Source organism: Saccharopolyspora rhizosphaerae, assembly GCF_003931915.1.
GTDB lineage: Bacteria > Actinomycetota > Actinomycetes > Mycobacteriales > Pseudonocardiaceae > Saccharopolyspora > Saccharopolyspora rhizosphaerae.
In genome coordinates, this window is record NZ_RSAA01000010.1 from 170,006 (window position 1) to 196,285 (window position 26,280).

Here is a 26,280-nt window from a genome sequence, read left to right on the forward strand (position 1 = left end):
CCCATCGCGGGGTTTTCGGCACCGACCGCCTCCAGGTTCCTCAGAGCACCAGGTTCGAGCAGTCGTCGTTCACCGGCACGTGGTCGTCCCGGGCGAACAGCCCGTCCGACGCCAGAGCGGTTTCGAACGGTTCGAGGTGCCCGAAGTCGAGCCCCGTCCGGTCACGCAGGTGTGCCAGCGGGACGCGGTAGGTGCCTGCGTCGAAGAGCGCCTCGAACCCCAGCACGTCCTCGATCAGCCGCGCTTGCTCCAGCACGTAACCGGACACCGAGAGACCGGCACCCGTTTTGCAGTAGGCGATGAGCTTCCAGAACGCCAAGGGCAGGCGGACACCCTTGTACAGCGGGTCGTCCTCGCTCATCACCGGTCCGGTGAACACCGTGACCTTCCTGTCCTCCAGCTCGGCGTGCTCGAGGATGAAGTCCTCCAAGCCCAACCAGAGATCCTTCCCCTGGTTGAACTTCTCGTGCTGGGGTGAGCAGTTGGTGAAGTGGAACGTGTCGTCGTTCGCCCGCGCCGCCTCGGCGCCCCACACCGGGTCCAGACGCCGGACCAGGTGACCTCGGTCCAGGGCGTTCCGCAGGTACAGGGATTCGCCGATCTGCTCGGATTCCGCGATGCGCGGATCCAGGTACCACGCGTCCCGCCGTCGACCGACGCGGGCGCTCTCAGCACCGTCGATGTTGACCACGGTGTAGTAGGCGAGCTGCCGCCGGCGGTTCACCACGACGCTGAAGTGCGTGTACGGGAGGACCGTCGGGTCCTCCCCAGCAGGCGCGGCGCTGTTCTTCGCCGCGTTGCGGCGTTGCTCGTCGGAGAGTTCCGGCAGCGCTACTTCCGGCCCGAGGAAGGCGGGGTCGTAACCGGTGCAGCCGTCGTAGTAGGGGCGGGGGCGGACGAGTTCGGGGAACGGTCTCGCGACGTGGGCCCTCGGAGCTGTTCCGTCCGATTCCTCCACTTCCACCGTGATGGTGAGCGGAATGCTCAGCTCGATCGGCGAAGAGTGCATGATCGCGCCTTCTGGTCGAGGTCGTAGAACGCCGCTTCCAGCGGGTTCCGACTTCATGGTGCGGCGGCTCGCGAGGTGACCGGAATGGGCCTGGCGGCCCACGAGGTGCTCAACTTCGCCGTGCTGACGGCCCATGGCCGCCCCGGACGCATCGCACCGGTTCACCTCCGAGGAGGACCATTGGCCATGTTGTCGCAGGTCGTAGCGACGATAGCCTGAATCCGCGCCCGACTGGAGGACCACGTGGTGGGGCGAAGAAGAGCGGTGCTCAGCGCCACTGGAACCGGCGTGCTCCGGCGGCTCACCGCAGCGCGGCCGCATCGGCCTGGGTGGTTCACCATGATCGAGATCGTCGTCGTGGCCCCGACCAGGTTCTACCGGGAAGGGCTGGTCCTCATCCTGCGCCACATCGGCGACTTCGAGGTGGTCGACGCGGTCTCCCGGCCGGAGGACGTCGCCCTCGCGCCGACGGAACACCCGCGCGGCGTGGTCCTCTTCGACGTGACGGGCGTGCCCGACGGTCCTGGTGCGGTGAGCTGCCTGGCGGCCCACCACCCCGGGTGGCAGATCGTCGTGCTGGGTGTTCCTGAGGACGAAGCCGACATCATCGCCTACGCGGAGATGGGCGCTGCGGGCTACCTGACGCGGGAGCAGTCGATCGGCGAGCTCGGGCACACCATCGACAGCGCCGCAACGGGCGAGTTGCGCTGCTCCCCTCGGGTGGCCGCCGCCCTGAGCCACCGGGTAGCGGAGTTGTCCGCCGAACTGCAGCCCAGCGGCCGGTTCGAGGTGTTGAGCCAGCGAGAGGTCGAGATCGTCCAGCTGCTGGAGCAGGGGCTGTCGAACCAGGAGATCTCCCGTCGGTTGTGCATCGCCCTGGCGACCGCGAAGAACCACGTGCACAACATCCTCGCCAAGCTGGACCTGCGGGACAGGGCGGACGTGGCGGCGTGGGCGCGACGCCAACGCCTCGACCACTCCGTGGTGCTTCCCTGGGCCGGCGGCCGGGTGCCGTTGAACCCCGTCACCGGCCACGTCCGGTGAACCGACGAGTGCCCAGCTGGGCCCCAGCCCGCAGGATGAACACCTCCTGGAGCCGCCTGCTCATGTCCCCGCGGTGGTGACGACCGCATGCTGGAAGCGGGGTGAGGAGGCTCTGCAGCGTGAACACCAAGATCTTCCTGATCGGCATGCCTCGTCTGATGCGCGAGATCATCGCCAGGGCGGTCGAACAGCACCCGGAGCTCGTCGTGGTCGGTGAGCGCGCACAGGACGCGGACCGGCTCCTCGAAGCGATCGACGAGGCGGGAGCGAACACCGTCATCCTCGACGTGGCTCCGCCAACCTCCGCCGAAGTGCTGGTGCGGTTGTTCGAACAGCGCCCGAGAACGGTGCTGGTGGTCGTGCGCGACGGCCGTGAGGTGTTCCGCTGCGAGCCGCTCGGCGAGCTGTCCCCGCAGGCGCTCGTCCGAGCCGCGCAGTCACCGTGAAGGACAACGACGCACCGGGGTCCGTAGGCTTGGAGCGTGGAGGTGGAGCAGGACATGACCCGGGTGGACTTCCACCGCTCAGGTGGACTCTTCGCCGGCGACGTGCTGGGGATCTCGGTGCTGCTCGACCAGCTCGACGAGCGATCACGCCACGAGCTCGAAGACGCCCTGGAGCAGGCGGACGTCGCCGAGCTCGCCCGATGTTCGCCGATCACGGGCCCGGGCGCGGACACCTACCAGTACGAGGTGAGCGTGGAGCGCAGCGGCCGGCGCTTCGACGTCGTCGCGTCGCAGACCGCGGTGCCGGACCACCTCTGGCCGTTGATCGAGTGGCTCGAAGAACGCGCGCTCGACGAGCGCCGCAGGTGATCAGGCCCGGACCGGTGTCTTCTCCTCCGACTTGCGAGGCGGTTCCGGGTTCGAATCCGGGACTGCGCGCATGACCGCGGAACCGCGTGCGTCGACGAACCGCGTGAACAGCTGCTGGGCGGCTCCCAGGACGACGGCCCAGGCGATGATCTGCGCCGGCGTGTCGAGGGCGCTGAGCCCGGGCACGAACTCGCCTCGCAAGAGCACGATCCCGAGGACCGCCGTGAGAGCCCCGGTCGGCAACTTGAGCACCGCGAGAGCAACGGGCACGTTCGTGGCCGTCGGACTGCCCTTGATCTCGTGCAGGGCTCCAGCGCTGGTCACGGCGGCCGAGATCAACCCGGCCAGTTCAACCAGGAGGTAGTCCCCGGCTCTCGGGGAATCTTCCGTCGGACACGCGACCGTGGCGGCCGCCGGCGGGATGGGCGGCTCGGGGGAGAAGCACAGGGGAAGCGCTGTGGGGAACGCGAACCCGAGGAGCGCGATCAGGAAGGCGATGCCGAACAACCCGGCGGTCCACTTGTACACCAGGTAGTTGAAGCTCCGTTCGCGGATCACTTCGTCCTCCCGCACGCGGTAGGCGGCACGGATGGCGTCGGCGATCGTTCGTCGCTGGAGGGTGGTGGGGACCTTCCCGTTGCCCTCTGGGACACCTCTTCTCGCTTGTTGTGGGATGAACCAGCTGGCCGGACGGGTGTGGGTCTCCACCCACTCCACGATGGCCTTCCGACGGTGATCGTGGGGAGGGAGGTTGCTTTCGACCACCTCTGTGAGGTCGGGCAGCATGGCCCTCACGTCTTGACGCGGAGCGACCTGCAGCAGCAACGCGTGCGCGGCATCCATGTTCGCCAACGCACCGTCCACCGCACTACCACGCCACAACCAGCGCGCCGAGCACAGCGTTCTCGGCAACATCCAGATGGCTTTCCGCGTCCTTCAGAAGCACACGATTGCCGGCATTGCCGGCCGAGGTCGGTGTCTGGTCGCGAACGAACTCCGCGAGTGTGCGCAACTCGCGGATGTGGGCGAGAGTTCGCTGGGCCCAGGGCCAACGGCGCACGAAGTGGTTCTGCTCATCACGTCTCCACGTCAGCCTTGGTTCCGCTGCACCTTCCTGGACGCGCACCTGCTGCGCATCGTTCACCGTGGTCACTGTCGCTCACCTCCCTCCTTCGGGTTGCCTCCTTGGGTTCCTCTTGTTGGCCCCCGCGATCTCCTAGCTCGAGCCTCCGCACCCTTCCGCCAAGGCCGAAGCTCGTGCACCACTCCCCCTACAGCTCCACGCCGACGGCGTTCCAGCCGTGCGCGACGGCATCGGCTTCGGTGCTGTTCGCGCCGTACATCTGGGTGGCGACGCGGTGGTTGAGCCGGGCGAAGCGGCGGAAGTCGCTGTTCGGCCGCAGTTGCGGGTGGCCGAGCGTTGCGTAGTGGATCCGACCCGCGCGCTCCCACGAGAACCCGCCGAGAGCGATGGCTGTCTCGTAGAAGGCCCTGTTCGGGATGCCGGAGTTGATGTGCACGCCGCGGTTGTCCTCCAGGGTGATGACCAAGTCCTTCATGTGCGCGGGTTGCCTGTCCTTGCCCAGCTTCGGGTCGTCGTAGGCGGTGCCCGGGTCCTTCATGGATCGCAGCGCCCTCCCCTGGACTCCCTCGGCGAGGATCTCCGCGCCCACCAGCCAATCGGCATCCTCCGCCGTCTGGCCTAGCAACCACTGGTGGACCATCACGCCGAAGACGTCCGCGAGGTGCTCGTTGAGCGCGCCGGACTCGCCTTGGTACACCAGCGGCCCGTCGCACTGGATGACACCGTGCCCGAGCTCGTGAGCGGCCACCGTCAGCGATTTCGTCATGCGCGTGAACCAGGTGCCGCTACCGTCCCCGAAGAGCATCTGGTCGCCGTCCCAGAACGCGTTGTCGACGTTCTTTCCGTAGTGGACGACCCCGTCGAGGGTCATGCCCGCGTTGTCGATCGAGTTCCGCGCGAGCACCTCGAACAGGAACGTCCAGGTGTGTCCGAAGTGGTCGTACGCCTCGTCGACCGCTGCATCGCCGACAGGAGGGTCGCCCTCCTTGCGGACGATCGGCGCCCCGGTGTCGCGGGTGTTCTTCGCGTCGCGGATGATGCGGTCGACAGCCGGTTCTCGCAGGCCTTGGGTGGCCACCACCGCCGGGCCGGCCGCCATGCGTGCGGCTTCGGCCTGCGACCGCGCGGAACGCAGCGTTGTGGACACCGCCAACGTGTTCAGCGCGGCTTCCCGCTCTTCGGCATCGCCTTGCTTGGCGATCTCCACCAAGACGTAGTCGGGGATCAAGCACTGGATCGGGTGACGGGAGGTGTTCATGGCATTCCTTCCTCGGCGGCGCGTCCACGCCGTGGCACGGATGTCCGACATCGCGTGGGAGCAGCTGCGCACTGGATCCTGTCCGTGGCCTGGAACGAGTCCGTGCGTGCCCCACAGCCCAGGCATGTCGAGAACCGCAACGGGCGACAACTGCAGAAGTGGAGCAACAGCAGAGGCTCCAGGCGCGTCACCTCGCGGTGCAAGCACGGGAGGGGTTCCGACCCACCACCTGTCGTCCCCGCCGAAGCCCGTTCCCGCGATCAGTTCCGTGGCTTCAGGTCGACTCGCCCAGCCTGGGCCGTGGGAAACGCTGCTGAGGCTCAGCACGCGCCGTTCTGCTGCGGGATGCAGATCTTCTGACCCGGGCGGATCACGTCAGGATCGGTGATGTGGTTGTAGTAGGCGAGCTCCTCCCACTTCACCCGGTGCCGCTCACCGATTTCCGACAACGTGTCGCCTCGCCGCACCGTGTAGACCTCGCACACCGGTCGACCACGGGTGAGGCGCACTTCCTGCCCCGGGAAGATCTCGTCCGGGTCAGGGATGTGGTTGAGGCGTTGGAGCTCCTCCCACGGAACGTGGAACCACCTCCCGATCTCCGAGAGCGTGTCGCCCCTCTGCACGGTGTAGGTGTTGCAATCCACCATGATGTCCTCCCCCTCGGCCTCGTTCGAGGCGCTCTGCTGCCGACGTGCGGTCGATTCCAGTAGGGCGCAGACCAGACCCGGTGAGCAATGGACCGCCGGGTCCACCAGGGGCCCATTCACTCCCCACCGGGAACGCGGTGGCATCGTGGGTCGATCTCCCGCAGTCGGGCGACGAGCCCTGCGACCTGCGCCACACCAGGGTGGTGGGCAAACCGCACCCCCACCCTGAGTGCGCCCTCCCAGAACTCCCGTCCCATTCCGTCGCCATACCCGGGTCGTGGGCTGGGATCGGCGAGCGAGATCACGATCCCGTGTGCGGACCGCGGTCTTCGGGCCTTCTTCGGCGTCGAGGAGGCACAGGGCCGAGCAGGCGAGTCGCCAGCTCCTTCGAGACCCGACATCTGCACTACCGTCCCTGCAGCTGTCGGACGCGCGACCGCTCTCCACGTCCCCGCCACGCGGCGGTGTCACGACCGACCGGACGAGCGGTGTGACGTGCAGGAGGCGTGAACCCGTCGAGCACGAGCGACCACCTCCGGTGCCGGCGACGAGGAACTCCCGATCTTGAAGGGAGTCACCGGATTCGGTCGAACGCGCCATCGATGCGCCACCGGCGCTCGATCAAGCTCGGGCAACCGCACGCGACGGACGGCACCACGCATGAGGATCGAGCGGCACGGACGTCTGCCGAGCGGAGCCTGCCGAGGCCTGCGGGTCGGGCGTGGGGTTCAAGCCCGGGCGCGGTCGGACCAGGCCCCCGATCGCGCCCGGACTTGATGGTTCCCCCCGTGCCGACGACGTGTCGGCGTTGTCCCCACGACCGGGGGGAAGCTCGTACTCGCGCGGCACGCCGTCGCAGTTCCTGCGACCGGGCCGAGCGGGCATCGGAAGCGTTCGCCGCTCCCGAGAGACCAGGCCAGCCTGGCGTGAGAAGAGATCTCGCCCTCGTGGCCGGATTTCCACGTGCGGGCGGCACGACGAGAGGGCTGCGAGTGGCTTTTTCGCGGTCGCGGAGCGAGCATCCGCGCCAACTCAAACACCTCGCTCATCCCGTTCGAACCACACAACTCGCACGTTCCGCGCAAGGCTAGCGCGGCTAATGCGCACAGCACAAACAACTCATACATTCGAGTTATGTCGAACAAGGAACCGCTGCTCACCAGCGCACAGGTCGCCCGCGAGCTTGGGGTCGCGGCCGGCACTGTCGCCCGTTGGGTGCGTGCCGGCTGGCTCACGGCCACGAGCACTACGGCAGGCGGGCAAAGCAGGTTCCTGCTCTCCGAGGTGAAAGAGCAGCTCAAAGCCCGCCACCTCGAGCGCGACACCTGACCGAGACACCAGTTCGGTCGATCCGGGGCGGCTCAGCAGAGCCGCCCCGGGCTTTTTCCCAAGATCACCCGAAGAGCGCAATGGGAACGGCCCAGACCCGCGGGATTTGCACGGTGGACATCCGAGCAGTCGCGTCCTCGGCATGTGCGTCAATCACATGCTGAATGGGCTGGAGTTCCGTTGCACGGCAACGGCAGCAAGTTGCGTTCGCGACCGTTGATCTCGCAATTCTCCGGAAACGCCGACGCGGCGCAACTGGAGCCAATCCGCTGGTCCGGCGAGAATCGAAGCCTACGCGTCCGGTTCTGCAGAACCCTGTGAGGACGGGCCTCGTTCGTTCAGCCGAGGCTGACCCTTTCCCGAAGAAGGAGATCAACAGCAGGTTCCCACCGCTGCGGGGAGCGACGAGAGTCAGGCGCGAGGTCGCCTCAGGTGCTGTGGAGCTCGTCGAGGAGCGCGAAACCGTCTTCGATCCACGCCAGCTCGGTGCGAGCACGCGCGATGAGCCCGTCGTAGGCGTGGACCTTGTAGCGGACGGTCAGCTCAGCCTCGCGCTCGTCCAGCTTGGCGATGCGCGCCGCCAAGGTGGGGTGGGTGCGGTCGACCAGGGTCTTCCGGGTTTCCCTGAGCATCGTCAGGTGCTCTTCCCAGTACGTCTGCTGCTGCCGCAGCTGTTCGCGCACCGCCGCCGGGTCGGCGAAGTCGAAGTACGCGGCCTTCAGGTAGGCGGGGTCTCGCTGCCGCTGGGGCGTCAGGGGCGATTCCATCCACTCGCGGAAGGCGGCGAGCCCCTCGTCGGTGACGTGGTACTCCTTCTTGGTCCCCTTCTTCCCCCAGGGAACCTCGACCGAGGAGAGCAGCCCGTCGCGCTCCATCCGGTTGAGCTCGGGGTAGATCTGCGAATCCGGGGCGTGCCAGACGTGCGCGACCGACGTGCTGAAGCTCTTCGAGATGTCGTACCCGGTCATCGGGCGACCCGTCAGCAGCGCGATCAGCGCCCACCGCAGCGACACGACAGCCTCCTCTCCGGATCAACCACGGTATCCACCCTTGCCAACTCACTATATCGATAGATACTTTGTGGCTCACGCTACACGTACCTCTCTCCATAGGGAGTTGGCCAATGACGCTCACCCCTCCTGCACCGACGGCCGCCGCAGCGCCCACCAAGGCAGCGGCGAAGATCTTCAACCACCCCCGCAACGCCTGGTACGTCGCTGCTTGGGACCACGAGGTCACCGGGAAGCAGCCGCTGGCGCGCACCGTCGCGGGCGTCCCGCTCGCGCTGTGGCGCAATGCCGAGGGACGCGCCGTCGCGCTGGCCGACGCCTGCTGGCACCGGCTGGCACCGCTGTCGCAAGGCAAGGTCATCGGCAACGAGCTGCAGTGCCCGTACCACGGCCTGCGCTACAACTCGACCGGTCGGTGCACCGCCATGCCCGCTCAGGAAACGATCAACCCGAGCGCGCTCGTCCCCTCCTACCCCGTCGTCGAGCGCTACCGCTACGTCTGGGTGTGGGTGGGCGACCCGGACCTCGCCGATCCGGCGACCGTCCCCGACATGCACCAGGTGGACGACCCGGGCTGGGCCGGGGACGGCGAGACCATCCACGCCGATTGCAACTACCAGCTGGTCCTCGACAACCTGATGGACCTCACGCACGAGGAGTTCGTGCACTCCTCGAGCATCGGCCAGGAGGAGCTCTCCGAGTCCGAGTTCGACGTGAGCCACGAGGGCGATGCGGTCACGGTGACCCGCTGGATGCGCGGCATCGACGCCCCGCCGTTCTGGTTGAAGAACATGCGCGACAAGTTCCCCGGTTTCGAGGGCAAGGTCGACCGCTGGCAGATCATCGAGTTCCAGGCACCGTCCACGATCTGCATCGACGTCGGTGTCGCCAAGGCGGGGACCGGCGCGCCCGAGGGAGACCGCAGCCAGGGCGTCAACGGGTACGTGATGAACACGATCACGCCCGAGACCGACCGCACCTGCCACTACTTCTGGGCGTTCATGCGCAACTACCGCCTGGACAGCCAGACCATCACCACCCAGCTGCGCCAGGGCGTGCACGGCGTCTTCGGCGAGGACGAGGACATGCTGCGCGCCCAGCAACGCGCCATCGACGCCAACCCGGAGCACGAGTTCTACAGCCTCAACATCGACGCGGGCGGCATGTGGGTGCGCCAGATCCTGGAGCGGATGCTGGCGGCCGAAGGACGGCCGTCGGCGGCGCCGGCCGTGGGGCGGGGTGCCTGATGGCGGCCCGTTCCCAGGCCCGCTGGCAGCGCGGTCACGTCGTCGAGGCGGAACTCGTTGCCGAGGGCGTCCGCCGGATCGTGCTGGAGGTCGAGCACCCCGAACACGCCGCGCCCGGAACGCACGTCGACGTCGCCCTGACCGCCCAGGGGAGGCAGCAGACCCGTTCCTACTCCGTCGTCCGGTCCGAGGGCGGTGGTCGTCGGCTCACGCTCAGCGTGCAGCTCTCCCCCGCTTCGCGGGGTGGTTCGCAGGCCATGCACGCGCTGGCCGTCGGTGATGAGCTCACCGTGACGGGTCCGGTGCAGAGCTTCCCGCTCGCGGTCGGTGCCGGCCGCTACGTCCTGGTCGCCGGCGGCATCGGCGTCACAGCGCTGGTCGCGATGGCGTCGGCCCTGCGCCGCCGCGGCGCCGACTACGAGCTGGTGCTCCTCGGCCGCAGTCGTCGGGTCATGGCCTACCTCGACGAGCTCAGCGCCGAGCACGGCGACCGGGTCCGGGTGCACGTCGACGACGAGGGCACGCCGCTCTCGGTACCGGACCTGGTCGGCGAGATCGCCGCGGGATCGAACGCGGCCACGACCGAGCTCTACATGTGCGGCCCGATCGGGCTCATGGACGCGATCAGGTCGAGCTGGACCGACCACGCACTGCCGCCGACCAACCTGCGGTTCGAAACCTTCGGGTCCAGTGGCCGGTTCGGCGCCGAGGAGTTCCTCGTGCGCCTCCCCCAGCTCGACCGGGACGTCGCCGTCGCACCCGACACCTCGATCCTGGACGCCTTGAACGCGGCCGGTGTCGAAACGCTCTCGGACTGCCGCAAAGGCGAGTGCGGGCTCTGCCTGGCCAAGATCGTCGAGGTCGACGGCACCCTCGACCACCGCGACGTCTTCCTCAGCGAAGCGCAGAAGCAGCGCTGCACCAACCTGTGCCTCTGCGTGTCCCGCGCGGTGGCCGGCGACAGCGGCGACCGCGCTACCGTCACACTCCACCTCACCTGATCCGGTCCTCCGGGGCCCTCACCTCTGGACAGCTCATGACCCTCACGGCACGCATCGGCGCGGCGCCCATGTCCGGCTACCAATGGCTGATCGTCGCGCTCTGCACCTTCATGAACTGCCTCGACGGCTTCGACGTCATGGCAGTCGCCTTCACCGGCCCCTCGGTGACCGAGGAGTTCGGTCTCAACGGCTCCCAGTTCGGCCTGCTCGTCTCGGTCGGCCTGATCGGCATGGCCCTCGGCTCGATGCTGCTCGCCCCCTTCGCCGACCTGATCGGGCGTCGCCCGCTGATCCTGATCAGCCTCGCCCTGGGCACCATCGGCATGTTCGGCGCCGCGATGGCTCCCTCGGTGCTGGTGATGGGCGTCTTCCGGCTCGTGACCGGCATCGGCGTGGGCGGAATCCTGGCCAGCACCAACGTGATCGCCAGCGAGTTCTCGAACACGAAGAACCGCGGTCTCGCCATCGGCATCTACACCGCCGGGTACGGCATCGGCGCGACCCTGGCGAGCCTCGTCGCGAAGACCACGGTGGCCGGTGACTGGCGGATCGTCTTCTACGCAGGCGGTTTCGGCACGCTCGTCGCCTTGGTCGTCATCGCCGTGCTGCTGCCCGAGTCGGTCGCCTTCCTCGAGCAGCGGCGTCCGCGAGGCGCACTGGAGCGCATCAACCGGACGCTGGCGCGCATGGGGATGGACTCGGCGAGCACCTCCGACCTCGACGCGTCGCGCGCCGCCCGGGAGGAAGCGGGGCAGGCGGAATCGGGGTGGCTCAAGCGGTTGCTGGCCCCCACGGTCCTGCTCTGGATCGTGTTCATCACGATCATGTTCGGCTTCTACTTCGTCAACAGCTGGACCCCGACCCTCCTCGCCGAGGAAGGGCTGTCCAAGAGCGCTGCGGTCACCGCCGGCATGGCGATCTCGATCGGCGGCACCGTCGGCTCCGTGCTCTACGGCCTGGCCGCGCGGTTCCGCCCGCCGCGTGTCGTGCTGATCGGGTTCTCGCTGCTGTCAGCCGCGATGATGGTCGTGTTCATCCTGAGCACCTCGGTCCTGTGGCTCGGCTTCGGGATCGGCGTCATCGTCGGCGCGTTGATCAACGGTTGCATCGCCGGCGCGTACACCGTCGGGCCGCCGCTGTACCCGTCGAACGTCCGCAGCGTGGGCATGGGCTGGGCGCTGGGCATGGGCCGCATCGGCGCCATCCTCTCCCCGACCATCGCAGGGCTGCTCAAGGACGCGGGCGCGTCGGCGACCCAGCTCTACGTCGGTGCGGCCGTCGTCGTCGCGCTGTGCTCGGTCGCCCTGGTCGCGCTGCGCCGCCACGACCCGGAGTCCGCTCCGGCGGCGAAGGCGCCAGCCGCGGTCTGAGACCGCGGGGAACACCGGACCGCTCGCACAACCGGTCGAGGCCGACAGGCCGTTCCGGGTTCGCACCGCCCTCGCAGGCGGCGGTGCGGGCCCGGAGTCACCGGGCACGCTCAGGTTGCTCAGCGCAAGCTGGGCCGGTGACGGTGCTGCGCCCACCGGTCACGGTGACCGTGGCCGGCTCGACCCGTGACCTGCCTGTCGACCCGGGCCGCTGGGCCTACGAGCCGAAGCTCGACGGCTACCGCGTGGTCGGCTTCGCCGCACGGCGGCTGCTGCAGACCCGGCAGGGCAACACCGCGCTGACCAGCCGGTTCCCCGAGGTCGTCGCAGATCTCGCCACGCTCGGCGATGTCGTGGTGGACGGCGAGCTCGTCGCCTGGCGCCACGGACGCCTCGACTTCTCCGCGCTGCAGGCCGGTCCAGCGAGGCGGGAACGCGACCGGATCACCGCGGTCCTCATGGCCTTCGACCTGCTCGCCGCCGACGAGCGGGACCTGCGTGGCAAGCCCCACCTCGAACGCCGGGGCGTCCTCGAGGACCTCCTCACCCGCCCGTTGCCGCACGTGCAGCTCGTCGAGCAGACCCTCGACCCGCAGGCCGCCCGGGAGTGGCTGAGCTTGGACTGGGGCGTGACCGGTGTCGAGGGCGTCATGGCCAAGCCCGTCACCAGCCGCTACGCACCCGGCCAGCGCAGCGGCTGGCTCAAGGTCCGCACCACCCGCACCGTCGAAGCGGTGGTGCTCGGAGTGACCTCACCTGACGCGCTCGTCCTCGGCTCACCGGATCTCAGCAGGGGGTGGTGGGTGACCGGACTGTCGCTGCCCGTGCCGCCGGGCCTTCGCGCCGAGCTCGCTGCGCGGCTGCGGCTCGACGAAGCCCGCCTCGACCCCGTCCACCTGCCCGGGACGGTCGGCGGTTTCTCCGGTGACGAGACCGTCTACCAAGCCGTGCATCCGGACACGGTGGTCGAAGTCGAGGCCGACACCGCGGCGGAACACGGCCGCTTCCGACACCGACTCCGCGTCGTGCGCATCCGCGCCGACCTCACCCCCGCTGACCTGCCACCCGCGCACACGCCCGGCAGGCGGTGAACGTCACGGCGCTGCCCGGTGGAGCAAGCGGACCCCGTGGAGTCCACCACGTCCGCTGGCCCACCCCCAAACGCCTCTCCCGCCTCGCCGTCTGGTCCTGCCAGACCAGCTCGTACCCGTGCCCCGGGTGGCTAGGCCGGGGGTGCGAGCACGACCGCGGAGTTGTGGCCGCCCATGCCGAGCGAGGACTTCAGGGTGAGACCGTCGGCGGGGGCGGTGGGACCGTCCATCAGCCGCGGGTGTGCGGGTGCCACCTGAGGCGGAGCCGGGAGGAACCCGCGGTCGTAGCCCAGGGCGGTCGCAGTGATCTCCACCGCCGAGGCCGCGGCCATGCAGTGGCCCACGAGAGGTTTGACCGAGTAGAGCTCGGCTTCGGCTGGCAGCAGCGCATCGGCCACGGCGGCTTCGGCGCGGTCGCACTGCCGGGTGCCCGGGCCGTGTGCGTTGAGGTAGCGCACCTGCGAGGGCTGCGCCCCGGCGTTGGTCAGCGCTTCGGAGAAGCACCGCTCCAGTTCGCCCAGCCCCGGGTCCACCGAGGTGACGTGGTGGGCATCGTGCGACATCGCGCCGCCGAGCACCCGCACGTACGGGTTCGGCGACCGGTTCGACAGCACCATGCCGATCGACGCCTCGCCCATGATGAAGCCCCGGCTGCCCTCCTGGAACGGCCTGCACGCCTGCAGCGGCTCGGCGTCGGTGACCGCCACCCCGAGCCGGTTGAAGTGCAGCACGGTCTCGGGCGCGGAGGAGAGGTCGGTGGCCAGCAGGATCACGTCGTCCACCACGCCGCTGTCCAACCAGGCCTTCGCGATGATCAAACCTGCGTTGCCGGAGGCGCACGTCGTGGAGATGTTCATCGCCGGGCCGTGGAAGCCGAACTCCTGCATGAACGTCGAGATGGGGGTCGAGGGCATCAGGGCCAAGTAGTCGCGGACCGACACGTCCGCGTCCTGCACGCCGTAGAAGTCCCGCCACAGATCCACATCGCCGAGCACGGCGGCGTGCAGCAGCCCTACCCGCCGACCGGGTTCCCAACCCCGACGTTCGGCGTCGGTGATCGCCTCGCGGCCGGCGGCCCGCATGGCCCTGGCGAAGCGGCTCGGCCCGTCCAACTCGTCACCGCCGTCCGGAACGGTCGCCACCCACGCCGCTTGGTCCCGCTCGGGGCCGTGCCCCTCGGTCGGTCGGGCAGCCACCCGGCCGGTGGCCAAGCCCTCCCAGAGGGGTTCGCGGCCCCAGCCGTAGCCGCTCACCGCTCCGATTCCGCTGATTCCACAGCGCTGGTCGACCATGTCTCATCTCCCGAGTTGTGATCAATCGATCCGTGCATCACGCGCAGGCAGGTGTGGCAACGCCGGGAGCCGCCACTTCACGCTCAGTTCGAGCTACCGCCACAGCCGTGGGGCGAGACGGACTGCAGTGCTCGCCGCACGGACCAGAGGTGGGTCCCGGCACCTCGTCAGCGTGGGGAACGATCCACCGAGATCACTACTAGCTGTGTTCGCTCTCTCGTGCTCTAACACACGTCTGTATGAAGATCAATCCAAGGGAAGGCGCTACTCCGCTACATTCCGCGTCGGCTGTGCGGCTGACCTGTCACGATCGTGCGGGCGGCGCCCTGGGAGACCGGGTCGTCGCCCCTCTTCCTCGCGCGGTTGTCTGGCCAGCGCGTACGGGAACCCTCGGTACGATCGGGAGCGTTGCTGGCAGGCGGTGGAAGCGGACCGCACTGATCGGGTCAGGTGCCGCGTAAGGCTGAAGCGGGCGAAGCAGGCTGCTGATCGGCTGATCGAGGACTTCTCATCGGAGCGACGGCACTTCATTGGACGGCTCATGGAGATTGACCCTGGTGGCGGGTTGCCGGGCGGTTCTGATCTCGACCGGGAGCTCCTCGAGGTGGCGTTGTCCGCGCAAGACGCGGTCAGCTGGACGTACGACTTCGTTGAGGAGCAGATCACCTGGACGAAGGGGATGGACGTGCTCCTCGGCCTGCCCAGGGCCGGTGAGGAGGAGATCAGGGCTCGGTTGGTCGAGCTCCTCGCGCCGTGGACAGTGGCAGCGCGGACGGCCGGGCAGGGCCAGGACCTCGATCTGGAGCAGTCGGTGGTCACCGCGGAGGGGCAGACGCGGGTGCTCCACTTCCACGCCCGCCTGGTCGGCGGCCAGCGCCCCGGAGGTCTGGTCGGGCTTGCCCGCGACGTGACCGCTCTGCACCACGACCGGCAGGCGCTGACCGATCTCGCCGGCCGGTACCGGCTGCTCGTCGATCTCAGCCCTGAGGCGATCTGCGTCCACCAGGACGGGATCATCAGGTACGCCAACCCGGCCATGGGTGCCGTCCTCGGCGTCGAGTCCAGCGAGCAGCTCATGGGGCGCCGGCTGGTCGATTTCGTCGCTCCGGACTCGATCCCGCCGATGCGCGAGCGGCTCCGGGAACTGGAGACCGAGGGTGCGGTCGCCCCTCGGGCACGGGCCGAGCTGCTGCGCGTCGACGGCACCCCGGTTCCGGTGGAGCTGGTGGCGGTGCACACCACCTGGGAGGGCCGCCCAGCGGTGCAGGTCATCGGACGCGACATCACCACCGAACAAGCGGCCGAGGCCGCGCTGCGCTACCAGGCCGCGCTGGTGGATCACGTCAACAACCCGATCATCGCCCTCGACCGGGAGGGCGTGGTCACCAGCTGGAACCCCGCCGCGGAAGCCGTCTACGGCCTGCCCGCCGACCAGGCGCTGGGTCGGCCGGTCACCGAGCTGGTCGGCGCACCCCTGCAGCCCGAGGACGTGCTCGCCGCCGGCGGCCGCGTCGAAGCGCGGCACCGGCGCAGCGACGGCACCGCCCTCGTGATCCGCTTCTCGGTCGCGAAGATGGACTCCGGGTACGTGCTGGTGTGCGCCGACGAAACCGCGCGACGGCGAGCCGAGCAGGACTTCGCCACCGTGGTCGACGCGCTCGACGAGGGCATCCTCGTGGTCGCCCCCACCGGTCTGTTCGTCTCGGCCAACCCCGCCGCTGAGCGGATCCTGGGCGTGCCCCGCTCAACCCTCCTCGGCACGGCGCCCGAGAGCTGGTCGGTGTTCGACGAGTCCGGGCAGCCGCTTCCCGCAGAGGCCCACCCCCTGGCCTCGACCCAGCGCAGCGGGGTGTCGCAGACCGCACGGGTGGTCCGGCTCGAACGGCCCGACGGGCGCAGCGTGTGGCTGTCGGTGACCACCCGCCTGTTGGGCCCGCAGGACCGGCCACCCCAAGCGGTGGTCGCCTCGTTCACCGACATCACCGACAAGCGCGCCGCCCAGGAGCGCTTGGAGCACGCGGCCACCCACGACCCGCTGACCGGGCTCGCCAACCGCACACTGGTGCTGCGCTGCGTCGGGCGCCTGCGGCACCCCACGCGCCCGCTTGCGCTGCTGTTCCTCGACCTGGACAACTTCAAGCGCATCAACGATTCCCTCGGCCACGTCGTCGGCGACGAGGTGCTGCACACCATCGGGCAACGCCTGGTGCAGGCCACCCGGGACGAGGCGTTGGTCGGCCGCCTCGGCGGGGACGAATTCGTCGTGCTCACCCACCACGAGAACACCCGCACCCTCGGCGAACTCAGCGAGCGCCTGCTGCGCGCTCTCGCCGAGCCGATCCACGCGCAGGGCAGGCAGCTGCACCTCCAAGCCAGCATCGGGATCGTGCTCTCCCGACCCGGCGACCCCCGCGCCGGCCAAGACCTCCTGCGCGATGCCGACGTCGCCATGTACCGAGCCAAAGCACAAGGCGGGGGTCGCTGCGCGTTCTTCGACGTCGAGCTCCGCGAGCGCGTGCAGCGGCACATGGTCCTGGAGCAGGACCTGCACCACTCCGTGGAACAAGACCAGCTCTGGGTGGCGTACCAGCCCATCTTCGACCTGCGCACCGAGCGCACGGTTGCCGTGGAAGGCCTGTTGCGATGGCGGCATCCGTTGCACGGCACCGTCTCGCCGGGGGAGTTCATCCCGCTGGCCGAGGAAAGCGACCTGATCAACTCCATCGGAGCGCACATGCTGCGCACCGCCACCCGCCAACTCGCCGCCGCACGCCAGCGCCACCGGCTCGACCTGCGACTGAACGCGAACCTCTCCCCGCGCCAGCTCGAGGACCCCGGTCTGCGGACCATCGTCCAGCAGGCCCTCGCGGAGGCCGGGTTGCCCGCCCACGCCCTGTGCCTGGAGGTCACCGAGAGCGCGATCATGCGCGACCCCTCGGCAGCAACACCCGTGCTCCACTCCCTGCGCGAGCTGGGCGTGTCACTGGCCATCGACGACTTCGGCACCGGGCACTCCTCGCTGGCCCAGCTGCGGCGACTCCCCTTCGACAGCCTCAAGATCGACCGGTCGTTCGTCACCGACCTCGCCGACTCCGACGGGCTCGACGTCCTCGTCACCAGCATCATCGCCATGGCCCACGCCCTCGGCCTCACCGTCGTCGCCGAAGGTGTCGAAACAGCCCACCAACTCGACCTCCTCCGCGACCTCGGCAGCGACCACGCACAGGGCTACTACCTCGGCAAACCCACCCCACTCGAAGAACTCCTCCCGGCACACACCTCTCGCTAGGGCCGCTCCGGGAGACGCCGACGCGGTGTCGCTTCTCGGCGCGTTCCTCACGGTTTCCTCGCGGGTGGCCGTGATGATGGGTGTTGGTGCGGTCGTTCGACGACAGTGCCCGTTCAGATCCGCCCGGGGTTCGGCACCTCGCTCGCCGTGCGTGACGCCGCTCTGGGTGATCACACAGCCGAGCAGGCGAAGGGTCGTCGAGCAGCATCCGATGCGCACGCGGGCGGTAACTTGCCTTCGCAGCGTGAACCTCGGACACGACGCCGCCAGGGAGCGCTGTCCGGGCGAACCCGGACAGCGCAGTCGAGGTCTCAGGCGCCCGGCCGGTTCCCGGTCGGGATCGTGATGGGCGTGGTGGTCGGTGATGCGCCCTTGTTGAGGAACATCATGGCCAACGCGCGGATGAACTGGTCGAAGACGTAGAAGCCGGCGGGCGCGACCGGGATCAAGCCCTCGCGGAACGCGATGTAGGCCGGGAACCCGTTGCGGATGAACTCCTTCGACGCGGGATCGCGCTTCAAGTTCAGCCAGTCGCCGATCTGGTCGTTGAGCACGTAACGCACGAACTCGTTCAGGAACCCGCGGCTGACACCGAGGTCGACCTGCGCGGTCAGGCCGAGGAGGTCTTCGGCCAGTTCGCGGCCTTCGAAGGTCGGAGCGATCAGCGGGGTGAGGACTTCCGCGGACTGCGCTTCCGCCTCGGCCCACGTCTTGGGGATGAACTCGTCCCGGACACCAAGCAGGTGGATGGCGACCTGCCACATGTGCAGGAAGGCCTCCTCTTCCTCGGGCGTCATCGGGATCTGCCATTCCTGGAACTTCTTGCGCAGGAAGGTGCCGAGGCTGTGGAACGTGATCAGGATGTCGCCGTTGCTGATCGGCAGCCGGTACGGCTCGTCGGCGACCGACTGCCAGTGCGCGGACTGCGGCAGCAGGTTGCGGACCGCCGCGTGCACCAGACGGGTCTTGTTGGCGGTGACCACCATCTGACCGTCGGGTTCGAAGGCGTTGAGCTCGTTGAGGTCGTAGCCGAAGGTGAAGGTCTTGGCCGCCCGGTCCTGCATGTCGGCACCGCCCGCGGACCAGTAGACCGACTTGGCCTCCCGCGGGATCACGGTGCTCATGATGCCGCTGCCGATGCCGTACACGACGAACTGGTAGGTGTCCCAACGCCGGTTGAGGTCGGCGGCGAGGCGCAGCTTCTCCTGGTCGGCCCAGGAGGGCAGCTTGTTGACCTCCTGGAGCCAGTCGGCGAGCTCGGCAGGCAGTCCCTCGGGCAGCGAGTCGTTGTTGTTGACCCAGGACCCCATGGCGGTGTTGATCGCCGGGATCTGGTCATCGCGGAGGAGGCGCCCCATCAGGGCGTCCAACTCGTCGTCCCAGACCCACCACGGGTCGTTCGCGGCCGCCTTCGAGCTGGGAGCCGCCAGAGCCGGTGCAGCGCCCGTGGCTCCCACCAGCCCCAGCGCGGCGCCGAGCGACAGCAAGTTCCTCCTGCTGAGATTGCTCATTTACATACCTAGCTTCCTTGGTAGGCGTGAGGTGGTGCTTCTTCGCGCGGTTCCAGGTGAGCAACCTCTGGCAGACCGTCGTCCACCGAGAGATTTTCCATTAACTTATCCAGCCTGGTGATCTGTGGCAAGGGCCATTCCGCACCTGAACCGGTCCGCTGCCGACGCGGACGCCCCCGGCCTGCGGGAACACTGGAACGACCGGCGGCACGGTTCACCGTTCACCGAATCCCCAGTGCGGCTTGGTGGCTCGCGGACGGTTCGCCGAGATCCCACCCGGTGGGCGCGTCCCCGACGGGGTGGACGACGGCCGCGGAGCGCATCGACGACCCGGTCGTCGACGTGGTTGACTGGCCCGCATGGCCTCGTTCCCGCGCGCACGCTCCCTGGGGCCGCGTTGATCACCGAGTCGACCGCGGCCGTGCGACCGCGCAACCGCAAGCAGCTCATCGCCGAAGCAGCCGGACGGGCGTTCAGCGAACGCGGCTACCACGCGACGTCCATGGAGGAGATCGCCGCCGGCGTCGGCATCACCGCCGCCGCCCTGTACCGGCACTTCCCCAACAAGTACGCGCTCCTCGCGGAGTGCGCGCACACCGCCGCGGACGCGCTGGTCGGCGCGCTGGACGAGGTCCCCGCCGAAGCCCCCCTGGCGGAGGTGCTCTCCGCCCTCACCCGGGTCACCGTCGCCCACCGGGAGTCAGGCGGCTTGTACCGCTGGGAGGCCCGGTACCTCAACGACCAGGACCGTCAGGCGCTCAACACCACCTTTGCGCACGTGGTCAACCGGGTCACCGAGGCGGTGCGGCGCGAGCACCCGCTCCCCGACGAGCGCCTGCGCGCCGCGGCGGTCCTCGGCGTGATCGGGTCGGTGACGATGCACCGGACCTCGGTCGCACGACGCCGGATCGAGAACGCGCTGCTCTCATCGGGGCTCAGCGTGGCCGCGACCGACCCGACAGCCGACGTCGACAAGGCCCACCTCGTCGAACTGCCAGCCCAACCCGTACCGCGCACGCGCCGCGCCGAGATCCTCGCCGCGGCCATCCCGCTGTTCGAACGCGACGGGTTCACCACCGTGACCAACGGCCGGATCGCCGAGGCCGTCGGAGTCGTCCCGTCGGCGATCTACCGCTACTTCACCGGCAAGGCCGACATCCTCGCCGCCGCCTGCCGCCAAGCGGCGGGACTGCTGTCCCAAGCGGTGGAGGAGAACCTGCGCGGCGTGGCCGACCCGCACGAGGCCGTCGTCGCGCTCGCAGCGACCTACGTCGCCTACAGCTTCGAGCACACCGCCCTCACGAGGGTCGCGAACGCCGAACTCGGCGGACTACCCGAGAACCTCCGCCAACCACTCATCGCCGCGCAGCGGGAGCACATCGCGGTGTGGGAGCAGCACCTGCGAGCAGCGCGCCCGGAACTCGACGCCCGCGAGGCCCGGATCCTGGTGTACAGCGGCTTCGGCGCCGCCTTCGAAGCCGGCCGCGCCCTGCGGTGGCGGGACGAACCCGAACACCGAGCCGCCGTCACCACCCTGCTCCTGGCCGCCCTCAGCCTCTGAGCCGAGGTCGCGGCGGGCGGGCCGACCTGTGGAGGGAAGACCTCGTCGTCCCGTGGGGTTCGCAAGCGCTGCACGCGAGGTGGGGGACTCGGCCCCTAGCGAGGTGAGGCGATGATGTGATTGCGGAGTTCCTCCACGCCATGGGCGCGGGCGCCGGCGATCTCGGGTTCGGTGAGTCCTGCTGGGACGACCGGGACGTGGCGCGGTGCTTCGGCGAACTGCTCGTCGAGGGACCGGACCATCGTCGGATCCGCGCCCCAGGATCCGCCGAGCACGATGAGCTCAGGATCTGCGAGCGCGACAGCGGCCGCGAGCACGCCGTGGACCGCGCGCGAGAGAGCCCGCCGCACCTCCTCGCCCGTCGCGCCGTCGTCCGCGATCGCTTCGTGCAGGGCCTCCACGTCGACAGCAGTCGTTCCTCGGCGCCGGAGTCCGAGGGCGGCGAAGACCTCGATCAGGGGCACGGCCGTGCCGCCCGGGCCTTCGGTGTGGAGGTGCGCGATCTCGCCCGCGAAGCCGCGGTGTCCGCGACGCACCGACCCGTCGGTGACGACCGCGCACCCGAGACCTTCGTCCAAGTAGACGTAGACGAAGTCGTCGACACCTGCGGCGCAGCCCTGGCCCTGCTCAGCGCGAGCGGCCCAGTTGACGTCGTTGTCGACGAGCACCGGCCCGTCGACCAGCGGGTCCACGACCGCGACCGGGTCCAGGTCTCCGACCAGGAACGGCACGTCCGGCAGCTGCACCAGTCGTCCGGTCTCGCGGTCGACGGGGTCGGCAGCGCTCACCACGGCACAGCGGAGCGGGCCGTGACCCGCGCGCTGCACCCGGGCCGCCACCTGCGCCAGCACGTCCGCCGCGACCTCCGCGCCCGGTGCCCTTCCGATCGGTTCCTGCTCGCGGGCGACGACGCGGCCGAACGCGTCGACGGCCTCGGCGACCACTCCGCTCGGCGTGATGCTCGCGACCAGCACCGCGCCGCAGTCCTCGCTCAACGAGTAGTACGAGCCCGCCCGCCCGCGGCCTGTCGTCCGCTCCCCCGTGTCCACCAGGACACCGGCCTCGCTGAGCCTGCGCACGCTGTCGGACACCGTCGGTTTCGAAATCCCCGTGCGGGACGCGATCTGCGTCCGGGTGATCCGCTGCGCCTCCATGACCGCCCGCAGCACGTGCTCATCGGTCAACGAGCGCAGGAGCTCCAGCGAAGGCTTGGCGGAGGACATGCCGGGAGTTTAGTCAGGAGTGTTGCCCAAACACCACGCGGCAGCTACCTTGCTCATTAGTTAGGGGCCCTGACCAAAGGAGTTCGAGGTGACCGCCACATCCGGCCGGCCGCAGACGCCGGCGTTGCCGCACTGGGAGAGCCCGCCCGAGGACTTGTCCGCTGCGATCCGGAAGATCAAGTCCGCGCTGCGCGCTCGCATCGAAGCATCGGGCCGCAGCGTCGACGAGGTCTTCGCCGTGGTGGAGCAGCGCATCGCCGAACGCGTCAGCGAGATCAAGGCGGAGCAGGAACGCGGCGAGACGGTCTGGCCCGTCATCGACTACGCGGACATCGCCAACGGCACCGTCAGCGCCGAGCAGATCAGCAAGCTCCAGCGACGAGGCTGCTTGGTGGTGCGCGGGCACTTCGACCGCGACCAAGCGCTGGCCTGGGACGCCGGCATCGTCGAGTACGTCGAGCGCAACCACTTCTTCGAGAACTACCGGGGTCCGGGCGACGACTTCTTCGGCAGCGTCGGCTCCAAACCCGAGATCTACCCGATCTACTGGTCCCCTGCTCAGGTGGAGGCCCGCCAGAGCAGGCGCACAGCCGACGTGCAGGCCTTCCTCAACTCCTTCTGGAAGAACGAGTCCGAGGGCGTCCAGTGGTTCGACCCCGACCGCGACGCCATGTACCCCGACCGCATCCGCCGCCGCCCACCGGGCGCCGACTCAGCGGGCCTCGGAACCCACTGCGACCCCGGCACGCTCGACCTGTGGATGACCCGCTCCTACCAGCAGGCGTTCCGGCACCTCTTCGACGGCACCGTCGAGCAGTACGATCCCTGGGACCCGGCTCACCGCACCTCCGGCTCCCAGTACCCGGGATCCACGATGTGCTCGGCGTTCCGGACCTTCCAGGGCTGGACCGCACTGTCCGACATGGACCACGACCAGGGTGTCCTGCACTCCGTCCCGATCCCCGAAGCCATGGCGTACTTGATGCTGCGCCCGCTGCTCCCCGACGTCCCCGACGACGACATGTGCGGTGTGACCACCAACCAGGTCTTCCCCGCCACGCACAAGTGGCACAGCGACCTGCTGGAGGGCCTCGTCGGCATTCCCGACGTCAAGGCCGGCGACTCCGTCTGGTGGCACTGCGACATGATCCACAGCGTCGCCCCCGTTGCCGACCAGCAGGGCTGGGGCAACGTCATGTACATCCCGGCAGCCCCGTGGTGCCCGCGCAACGAGGCCTACGCTCCCAGCGTCCGCGACGCGTTCCTCACCGGCTCCAGCCCGACCGACTTCCCCGCGGAGCACTACGAACGGGATTGGGACGGCAGGTTCACCTACGACCAGCTCAACGAGATCGGCCGCCGCGGCATGGGTTTCGACTGACCGCACCTCCCCGGGGGTCCGCCTCGTCCGGGGCGGTCCCCCGGGGAAGGTCGATCACGGATGTCCTCTCGCGACGACGCGGTCGCACCCGCTGTCCGCATGCAGGCCTTCCCTACCCGGTCCATCGCCGGGCATGGTCTGCACACCGAGCAACCGCGAGCCGCGGTCTGCCGGGAGCCAGCGCCCCGAGGGGACCAGCACGAACGGCACCTTGCCTCACGTGACGCGGTGAGGCCAGGTGTCAGTTCGTCCCGACGGGGGTCAGGTAGCCGTGGACCGCTGCTGTTCCCGAGTGCGGAGGTCGCGGCGCAGCAGCTTGCCGGTGACCGTCTTGGGGAGTTCGTCGAGGACTTCGACCTGGCGCGGGTACTTGTAGGCGGCCATGCGCTGCTTGCAGAAGGCGATCAGCTCCTCGGGCTCGGCGGTGGCGCCGGGCCGCAAGCTCACGAACGCCTTGACCGTCTCCCCGCGGTAGGGGTCGGGCACGCCGACGACGGCGGCTTCGCGGACGGCCTCGTGCTCGTAGAGCACGTCCTCCACCTCGCGCGGCCAGATCTTGTACCCACCAGCGTTGATCTGGTCCTTCTTGCGGTCGACGAGGTAGAACCAGCCGTCCGCGTCCATGTAGCCGACGTCTCCGGTGCGGAACCGGCCGCCGCCCATGGCGTGGGCGGTCTCCTCCGGCTTGTTCCAGTAGCCGGAGACGACCTGCGGACCGGAGGTGACCAGTTCACCGACTTCGCCCGCCGGCAGGTCCTCGCCGTCTTCCCCGACGATGCGCACGACGGTGCCGTAGACCGGTACCCCCACCGACAACGCACCGGTGGCCGGGTCGACGGGAGCGTCCGCCCCGAGCGGAACACCGTGGGACGGCGAGGTCGTCTCGGTCAGCCCGTAGATGTTGTGGATGTAGTGACCGTAGGTCTTCTGGAACGCGGTGACCGTGCTCGGCGGGATCGGCGCGCCACCCGAGTAGATCTTCGTGAGGCTCGCCAGGTCCTCCTTCTTCGCCCCGGGGGAGTTCATCAGCGCGATGAACACGGTGATCGACCCGACGGTGAAGGTGGCCTCCTCCTCGCGGATCGTCTCCAGGGTCACCGCCGGGTCCCACCGGTACATCAGCACCAGCGGAGCCCCGGTCAGCAACGACACCGCGACGTGCCCGATCAGCCCGGTGATGTGGAACAGCGGAGCCACACCCAGGATCACGTCCTCGGAGCCGATCCCGATCCAGTCCCGGTAGGTCTGGGCGTTGAACACCACGTTGCGGTGCGTGGTCATCGCGCCCTTCGGCGGCCCCGTCGTCCCCGAGGTGTAGGTCAACAGCGCCACGTCGTCCGGGCCGAGCGACACCTCGGGAGCGGACTGACCGCGGTACCGCTCGAGCACCTCCGCCATGTCGACCGCGCCCTCGCAGGGCGCACCGTCGACACCGCTGAACAGGCGCTGGTCGTTGCGGGTCTGGTGCTCCAGCTCCGAAGTGGTGATGACCGTGCGGACCTGCGTGCCGGCGACGACGTTGCGCGCCACCTCGCGGTAGAGCCCCCGCAGGCACACCAGCACGCTCGCCCCGGAGTCCTGCAGGACCAGCTCCAGCTCGCGCTCGCGGTTCATCGGGTTCACCGACACCGCGATCCCCCCGGCCTTCCACGTCCCCAGCTGGGCGATGACGAACTGCGGGACGTTCTGCGCGTAGACCGCCACCCGCTCCCTCGGCGCGAACCCCGCATCCGCGAGGCCCGCGGCGAAGGCGTCGCTGAGCTCATCGAGCTCCCGTCGAGTGATCCGGCCGTCGAAGTACCGGATGATGTCGCCTTCCGGGTCGCGCGCGACCGCTGCGGCGAACATGTCGACCGCGTTGTCGTGCTCGACCTCGATCTCGGAGGGCTGCCCCGAGGCGTACCGCGCCAGCCACGGCTTGTCGTCGTAGAGGCTCACATCAGCTCCTCATCGGATGACGATCGGGTTGACCGGAGCGCCGGCGCCTTCAGCGACCTTCAGCGGGACGGCCGTGTAGAGGAAACTCCACCGGTTGTCGCGCGCGCAAGCCTCCGCCAGGTCGTCCCACCAGATCACCTCGCTGAGCACGAGACCGAGGTGGCGCAGCAGCGCGCAGTGCAGCGGCAGCATCACACCGGTCTCGGGTTCCTCGGTGACCTCGCTGACGATCGTGTCCGTCACGAGGGTGGCGCTCTCGGTCTCCTGGAACCTCTCGACGAGTTCACGGGAGTAGGTCAACCCGGGCTCGGTGACGTCCTCGTGGAACTCCTCGGGCGTGGTCGCGTACCCGTAACCCGTGAAGCCGGTGCGGATCAGCAGTACGTCGTGCGGCTGGATCGTGACGCCCTGCTTCTCGGCCGCGGCGAGCAGGTCCTCGTGGTCGACCGTCTCGCCCTTGTCCAGGTGGTCCTTGCCCCGATACCAGGCCATGTCGATCAGCACGCCCCGGCCGACGACGCCCTTCTCGGCGATCGGCAGCACCGACGCCTTCGACAAGCCCTCGACCGTGGTGTCGGCGTCGTAGCCGTTCCAGATCTTGCCGTCGTACCAGACGTGCCCGAGCACGTCGTACTGCGACGACCCCTGCAGGAAGATCGTCGCGACGTCGTCGGCGTAGTGCAGGCCGCCGGGGAAGTCCGGAGCACCCTCCGCACCGGGCGCCCAGCTGGACTCGTCGAGGGTCTGGAGACGTCGGGACCGGGCTGTCGGAGCCGTGCAGGGGGTGGTTCGGAACAGAGGACCACCCGGCCCTGGACATCAGCCGCCGTGACCCGTTCCCGGTGGAGGCGGACCTTCGAGAACTCCCGGCAGAGCGGTCGACTCGCGACGCCGTCCTCCTTGGCAGATGAGGGCGCGCACCCCCGCCCGCGGATCGGCTTGGCGCTTCCTCGCCACAAGTCGGGCATCCGGACTGGCGCTTTCCGGACACGCGCGAACGGCTCAGCCGTGGCAGGGCCGTCCAGTCGACACCGGTGCTGGTGCGTTCCGAGCACTCCGCGCGACCTGTGCGCGCTACCGACCAAGGTCAATTCGGGGTATTTGCGCAGGTTGGGGGCGGTTTCCACAGTGGACCGAACTACCGCGGAACGCATCCGAGACGTCCTGGCGCGCAAGCTTC

General features: G+C 69.1%; 22 protein-coding genes. 11 read left to right on the forward strand and 11 right to left on the reverse strand.

The window, feature by feature from the left end; genetic code table 11:
• Positions 1-40 precede the first annotated feature (40 nt).
• Positions 41-1,009 (reverse strand): DNA/RNA non-specific endonuclease, encoded by a 969-nt coding sequence (locus EIL87_RS12025; protein WP_125090326.1) that lies wholly within the window; start codon positions 1,007-1,009, stop codon positions 41-43.
• 339 nt (positions 1,010-1,348) lie between these two features.
• On the opposite strand from EIL87_RS12025, the gene EIL87_RS12030 reads away from it, so the two are divergent.
• From EIL87_RS12030 to EIL87_RS12040, 3 genes are all read left to right on the forward strand, one after another.
• Positions 1,349-2,053 (forward strand): LuxR C-terminal-related transcriptional regulator, encoded by a 705-nt coding sequence (locus EIL87_RS12030; RefSeq protein ID WP_125090327.1) that lies wholly within the window; start codon positions 1,349-1,351, stop codon positions 2,051-2,053.
• 119 nt (positions 2,054-2,172) lie between these two features.
• Entirely contained in the window at positions 2,173-2,499 is a 327-nt protein-coding gene (locus tag EIL87_RS12035) for a helix-turn-helix domain-containing protein (RefSeq protein WP_125090328.1), read from the forward strand.
• Between the two features lie 36 nt (positions 2,500-2,535).
• Positions 2,536-2,868, forward strand: coding sequence for a protealysin inhibitor emfourin (locus EIL87_RS12040; RefSeq protein WP_233576197.1), 333 nt, complete (start codon positions 2,536-2,538; stop codon positions 2,866-2,868).
• Here the strand turns inward: EIL87_RS12040 and EIL87_RS12045 are convergent, their stop codons facing one another.
• From EIL87_RS12045 to EIL87_RS12060, 4 genes are all read right to left on the reverse strand, one after another.
• Positions 2,869-3,426 (reverse strand): hypothetical protein, encoded by a 558-nt coding sequence (locus tag EIL87_RS12045; RefSeq protein WP_125090329.1) that lies wholly within the window; start codon positions 3,424-3,426, stop codon positions 2,869-2,871.
• Between the two features lie 310 nt (positions 3,427-3,736).
• Positions 3,737-4,021 carry a hypothetical protein gene (locus tag EIL87_RS12050; protein ID WP_125090330.1) on the reverse strand — a complete coding sequence of 95 codons (285 nt, stop codon included), beginning with the start codon at positions 4,019-4,021 and terminating at the stop codon, positions 3,737-3,739.
• A gap of 118 nt (positions 4,022-4,139) precedes the next feature.
• Positions 4,140-5,210, reverse strand: coding sequence for a M4 family metallopeptidase (locus EIL87_RS12055; protein WP_125090331.1), 1,071 nt, complete (start codon positions 5,208-5,210; stop codon positions 4,140-4,142).
• Positions 5,211-5,530: 320 nt separating this feature from the next.
• The gene (locus EIL87_RS12060) at positions 5,531-5,857 is read right to left on the reverse strand and encodes a LysM peptidoglycan-binding domain-containing protein (protein WP_233576198.1); all 327 of its coding nucleotides are present in this window, start codon (positions 5,855-5,857) and stop codon (positions 5,531-5,533) included.
• A 1,134-nt stretch (positions 5,858-6,991) separates the two neighbouring features.
• Here EIL87_RS12060 and EIL87_RS12065 point away from each other — a divergent pair.
• Complete coding sequence (locus EIL87_RS12065; RefSeq protein WP_125090332.1) at positions 6,992-7,186, forward strand: helix-turn-helix domain-containing protein; 195 nt, start codon at positions 6,992-6,994, stop codon at positions 7,184-7,186.
• 428 nt (positions 7,187-7,614) lie between these two features.
• Here the strand turns inward: EIL87_RS12065 and EIL87_RS12070 are convergent, their stop codons facing one another.
• Positions 7,615-8,199, reverse strand: coding sequence for a PadR family transcriptional regulator (locus tag EIL87_RS12070; protein ID WP_125090333.1), 585 nt, complete (start codon positions 8,197-8,199; stop codon positions 7,615-7,617).
• Between the two features lie 110 nt (positions 8,200-8,309).
• Between EIL87_RS12070 and EIL87_RS12075 the strand changes: the two genes are divergently transcribed.
• The 4 genes from EIL87_RS12075 to EIL87_RS12090 all read left to right on the forward strand — a co-directional run bounded on the left by EIL87_RS12075 (position 8,310) and on the right by EIL87_RS12090 (position 12,905).
• Positions 8,310-9,443, forward strand: coding sequence for an aromatic ring-hydroxylating dioxygenase subunit alpha (locus EIL87_RS12075; protein ID WP_125090334.1), 1,134 nt, complete (start codon positions 8,310-8,312; stop codon positions 9,441-9,443).
• Positions 9,443-10,444, forward strand: a complete 1,002-nt coding sequence (locus tag EIL87_RS12080; RefSeq protein WP_125090335.1) for a PDR/VanB family oxidoreductase — start codon at positions 9,443-9,445, stop codon at positions 10,442-10,444. Before EIL87_RS12075 ends, EIL87_RS12080 begins: the two co-directional genes overlap by 1 nt.
• Before the next feature lie 35 nt (positions 10,445-10,479).
• Positions 10,480-11,814, forward strand: coding sequence for an MFS transporter (locus EIL87_RS12085; protein ID WP_125090336.1), 1,335 nt, complete (start codon positions 10,480-10,482; stop codon positions 11,812-11,814).
• 137 nt (positions 11,815-11,951) lie between these two features.
• Positions 11,952-12,905: an ATP-dependent DNA ligase gene (locus EIL87_RS12090; protein ID WP_158628626.1), complete on the forward strand. Its 954-nt coding sequence runs from the start codon at positions 11,952-11,954 to the stop codon at positions 12,903-12,905.
• A 131-nt stretch (positions 12,906-13,036) separates the two neighbouring features.
• On the opposite strand, the gene EIL87_RS12095 is transcribed toward EIL87_RS12090, so the two are convergent.
• Entirely contained in the window at positions 13,037-14,197 is a 1,161-nt protein-coding gene (locus EIL87_RS12095; protein WP_125090338.1) for a beta-ketoacyl synthase N-terminal-like domain-containing protein, read from the reverse strand.
• 541 nt (positions 14,198-14,738) lie between these two features.
• Between EIL87_RS12095 and EIL87_RS12100 the strand changes: the two genes are divergently transcribed.
• The gene (locus tag EIL87_RS12100) at positions 14,739-17,486 is read left to right on the forward strand and encodes a sensor domain-containing protein (RefSeq protein ID WP_125090339.1); all 2,748 of its coding nucleotides are present in this window, start codon (positions 14,739-14,741) and stop codon (positions 17,484-17,486) included.
• A 311-nt stretch (positions 17,487-17,797) separates the two neighbouring features.
• Here the strand turns inward: EIL87_RS12100 and EIL87_RS12105 are convergent, their stop codons facing one another.
• A complete protein-coding gene (locus EIL87_RS12105; RefSeq protein WP_125090340.1) occupies positions 17,798-18,997 on the reverse strand; it encodes an oxygenase MpaB family protein in 1,200 nt (399 codons plus the stop codon).
• A 397-nt stretch (positions 18,998-19,394) separates the two neighbouring features.
• Here EIL87_RS12105 and EIL87_RS12110 point away from each other — a divergent pair, with 397 nt between their 5' ends.
• Positions 19,395-20,558, forward strand: a complete 1,164-nt coding sequence (locus EIL87_RS12110; RefSeq protein WP_125090341.1) for a TetR/AcrR family transcriptional regulator — start codon at positions 19,395-19,397, stop codon at positions 20,556-20,558.
• Positions 20,559-20,653: 95 nt separating this feature from the next.
• Here the strand turns inward: EIL87_RS12110 and EIL87_RS12115 are convergent, their stop codons facing one another.
• Complete coding sequence (locus EIL87_RS12115) at positions 20,654-21,781, reverse strand: ROK family transcriptional regulator (protein ID WP_125090342.1); 1,128 nt, start codon at positions 21,779-21,781, stop codon at positions 20,654-20,656.
• A gap of 88 nt (positions 21,782-21,869) precedes the next feature.
• On the opposite strand from EIL87_RS12115, the gene EIL87_RS12120 reads away from it, so the two are divergent.
• Positions 21,870-23,162 carry a DUF1479 domain-containing protein gene (locus EIL87_RS12120; protein ID WP_125090343.1) on the forward strand — a complete coding sequence of 431 codons (1,293 nt, stop codon included), beginning with the start codon at positions 21,870-21,872 and terminating at the stop codon, positions 23,160-23,162.
• Between the two features lie 261 nt (positions 23,163-23,423).
• Here EIL87_RS12120 and EIL87_RS12125 read toward each other — a convergent pair whose 3' ends face one another.
• Entirely contained in the window at positions 23,424-25,100 is a 1,677-nt protein-coding gene (locus EIL87_RS12125; RefSeq protein WP_125090344.1) for a class I adenylate-forming enzyme family protein, read from the reverse strand.
• A gap of 9 nt (positions 25,101-25,109) precedes the next feature.
• Positions 25,110-25,898, reverse strand: a complete 789-nt coding sequence (locus EIL87_RS12130; protein WP_125090345.1) for a cyclase family protein — start codon at positions 25,896-25,898, stop codon at positions 25,110-25,112.
• Between the last annotated feature and the right edge of the window lie 382 nt (positions 25,899-26,280).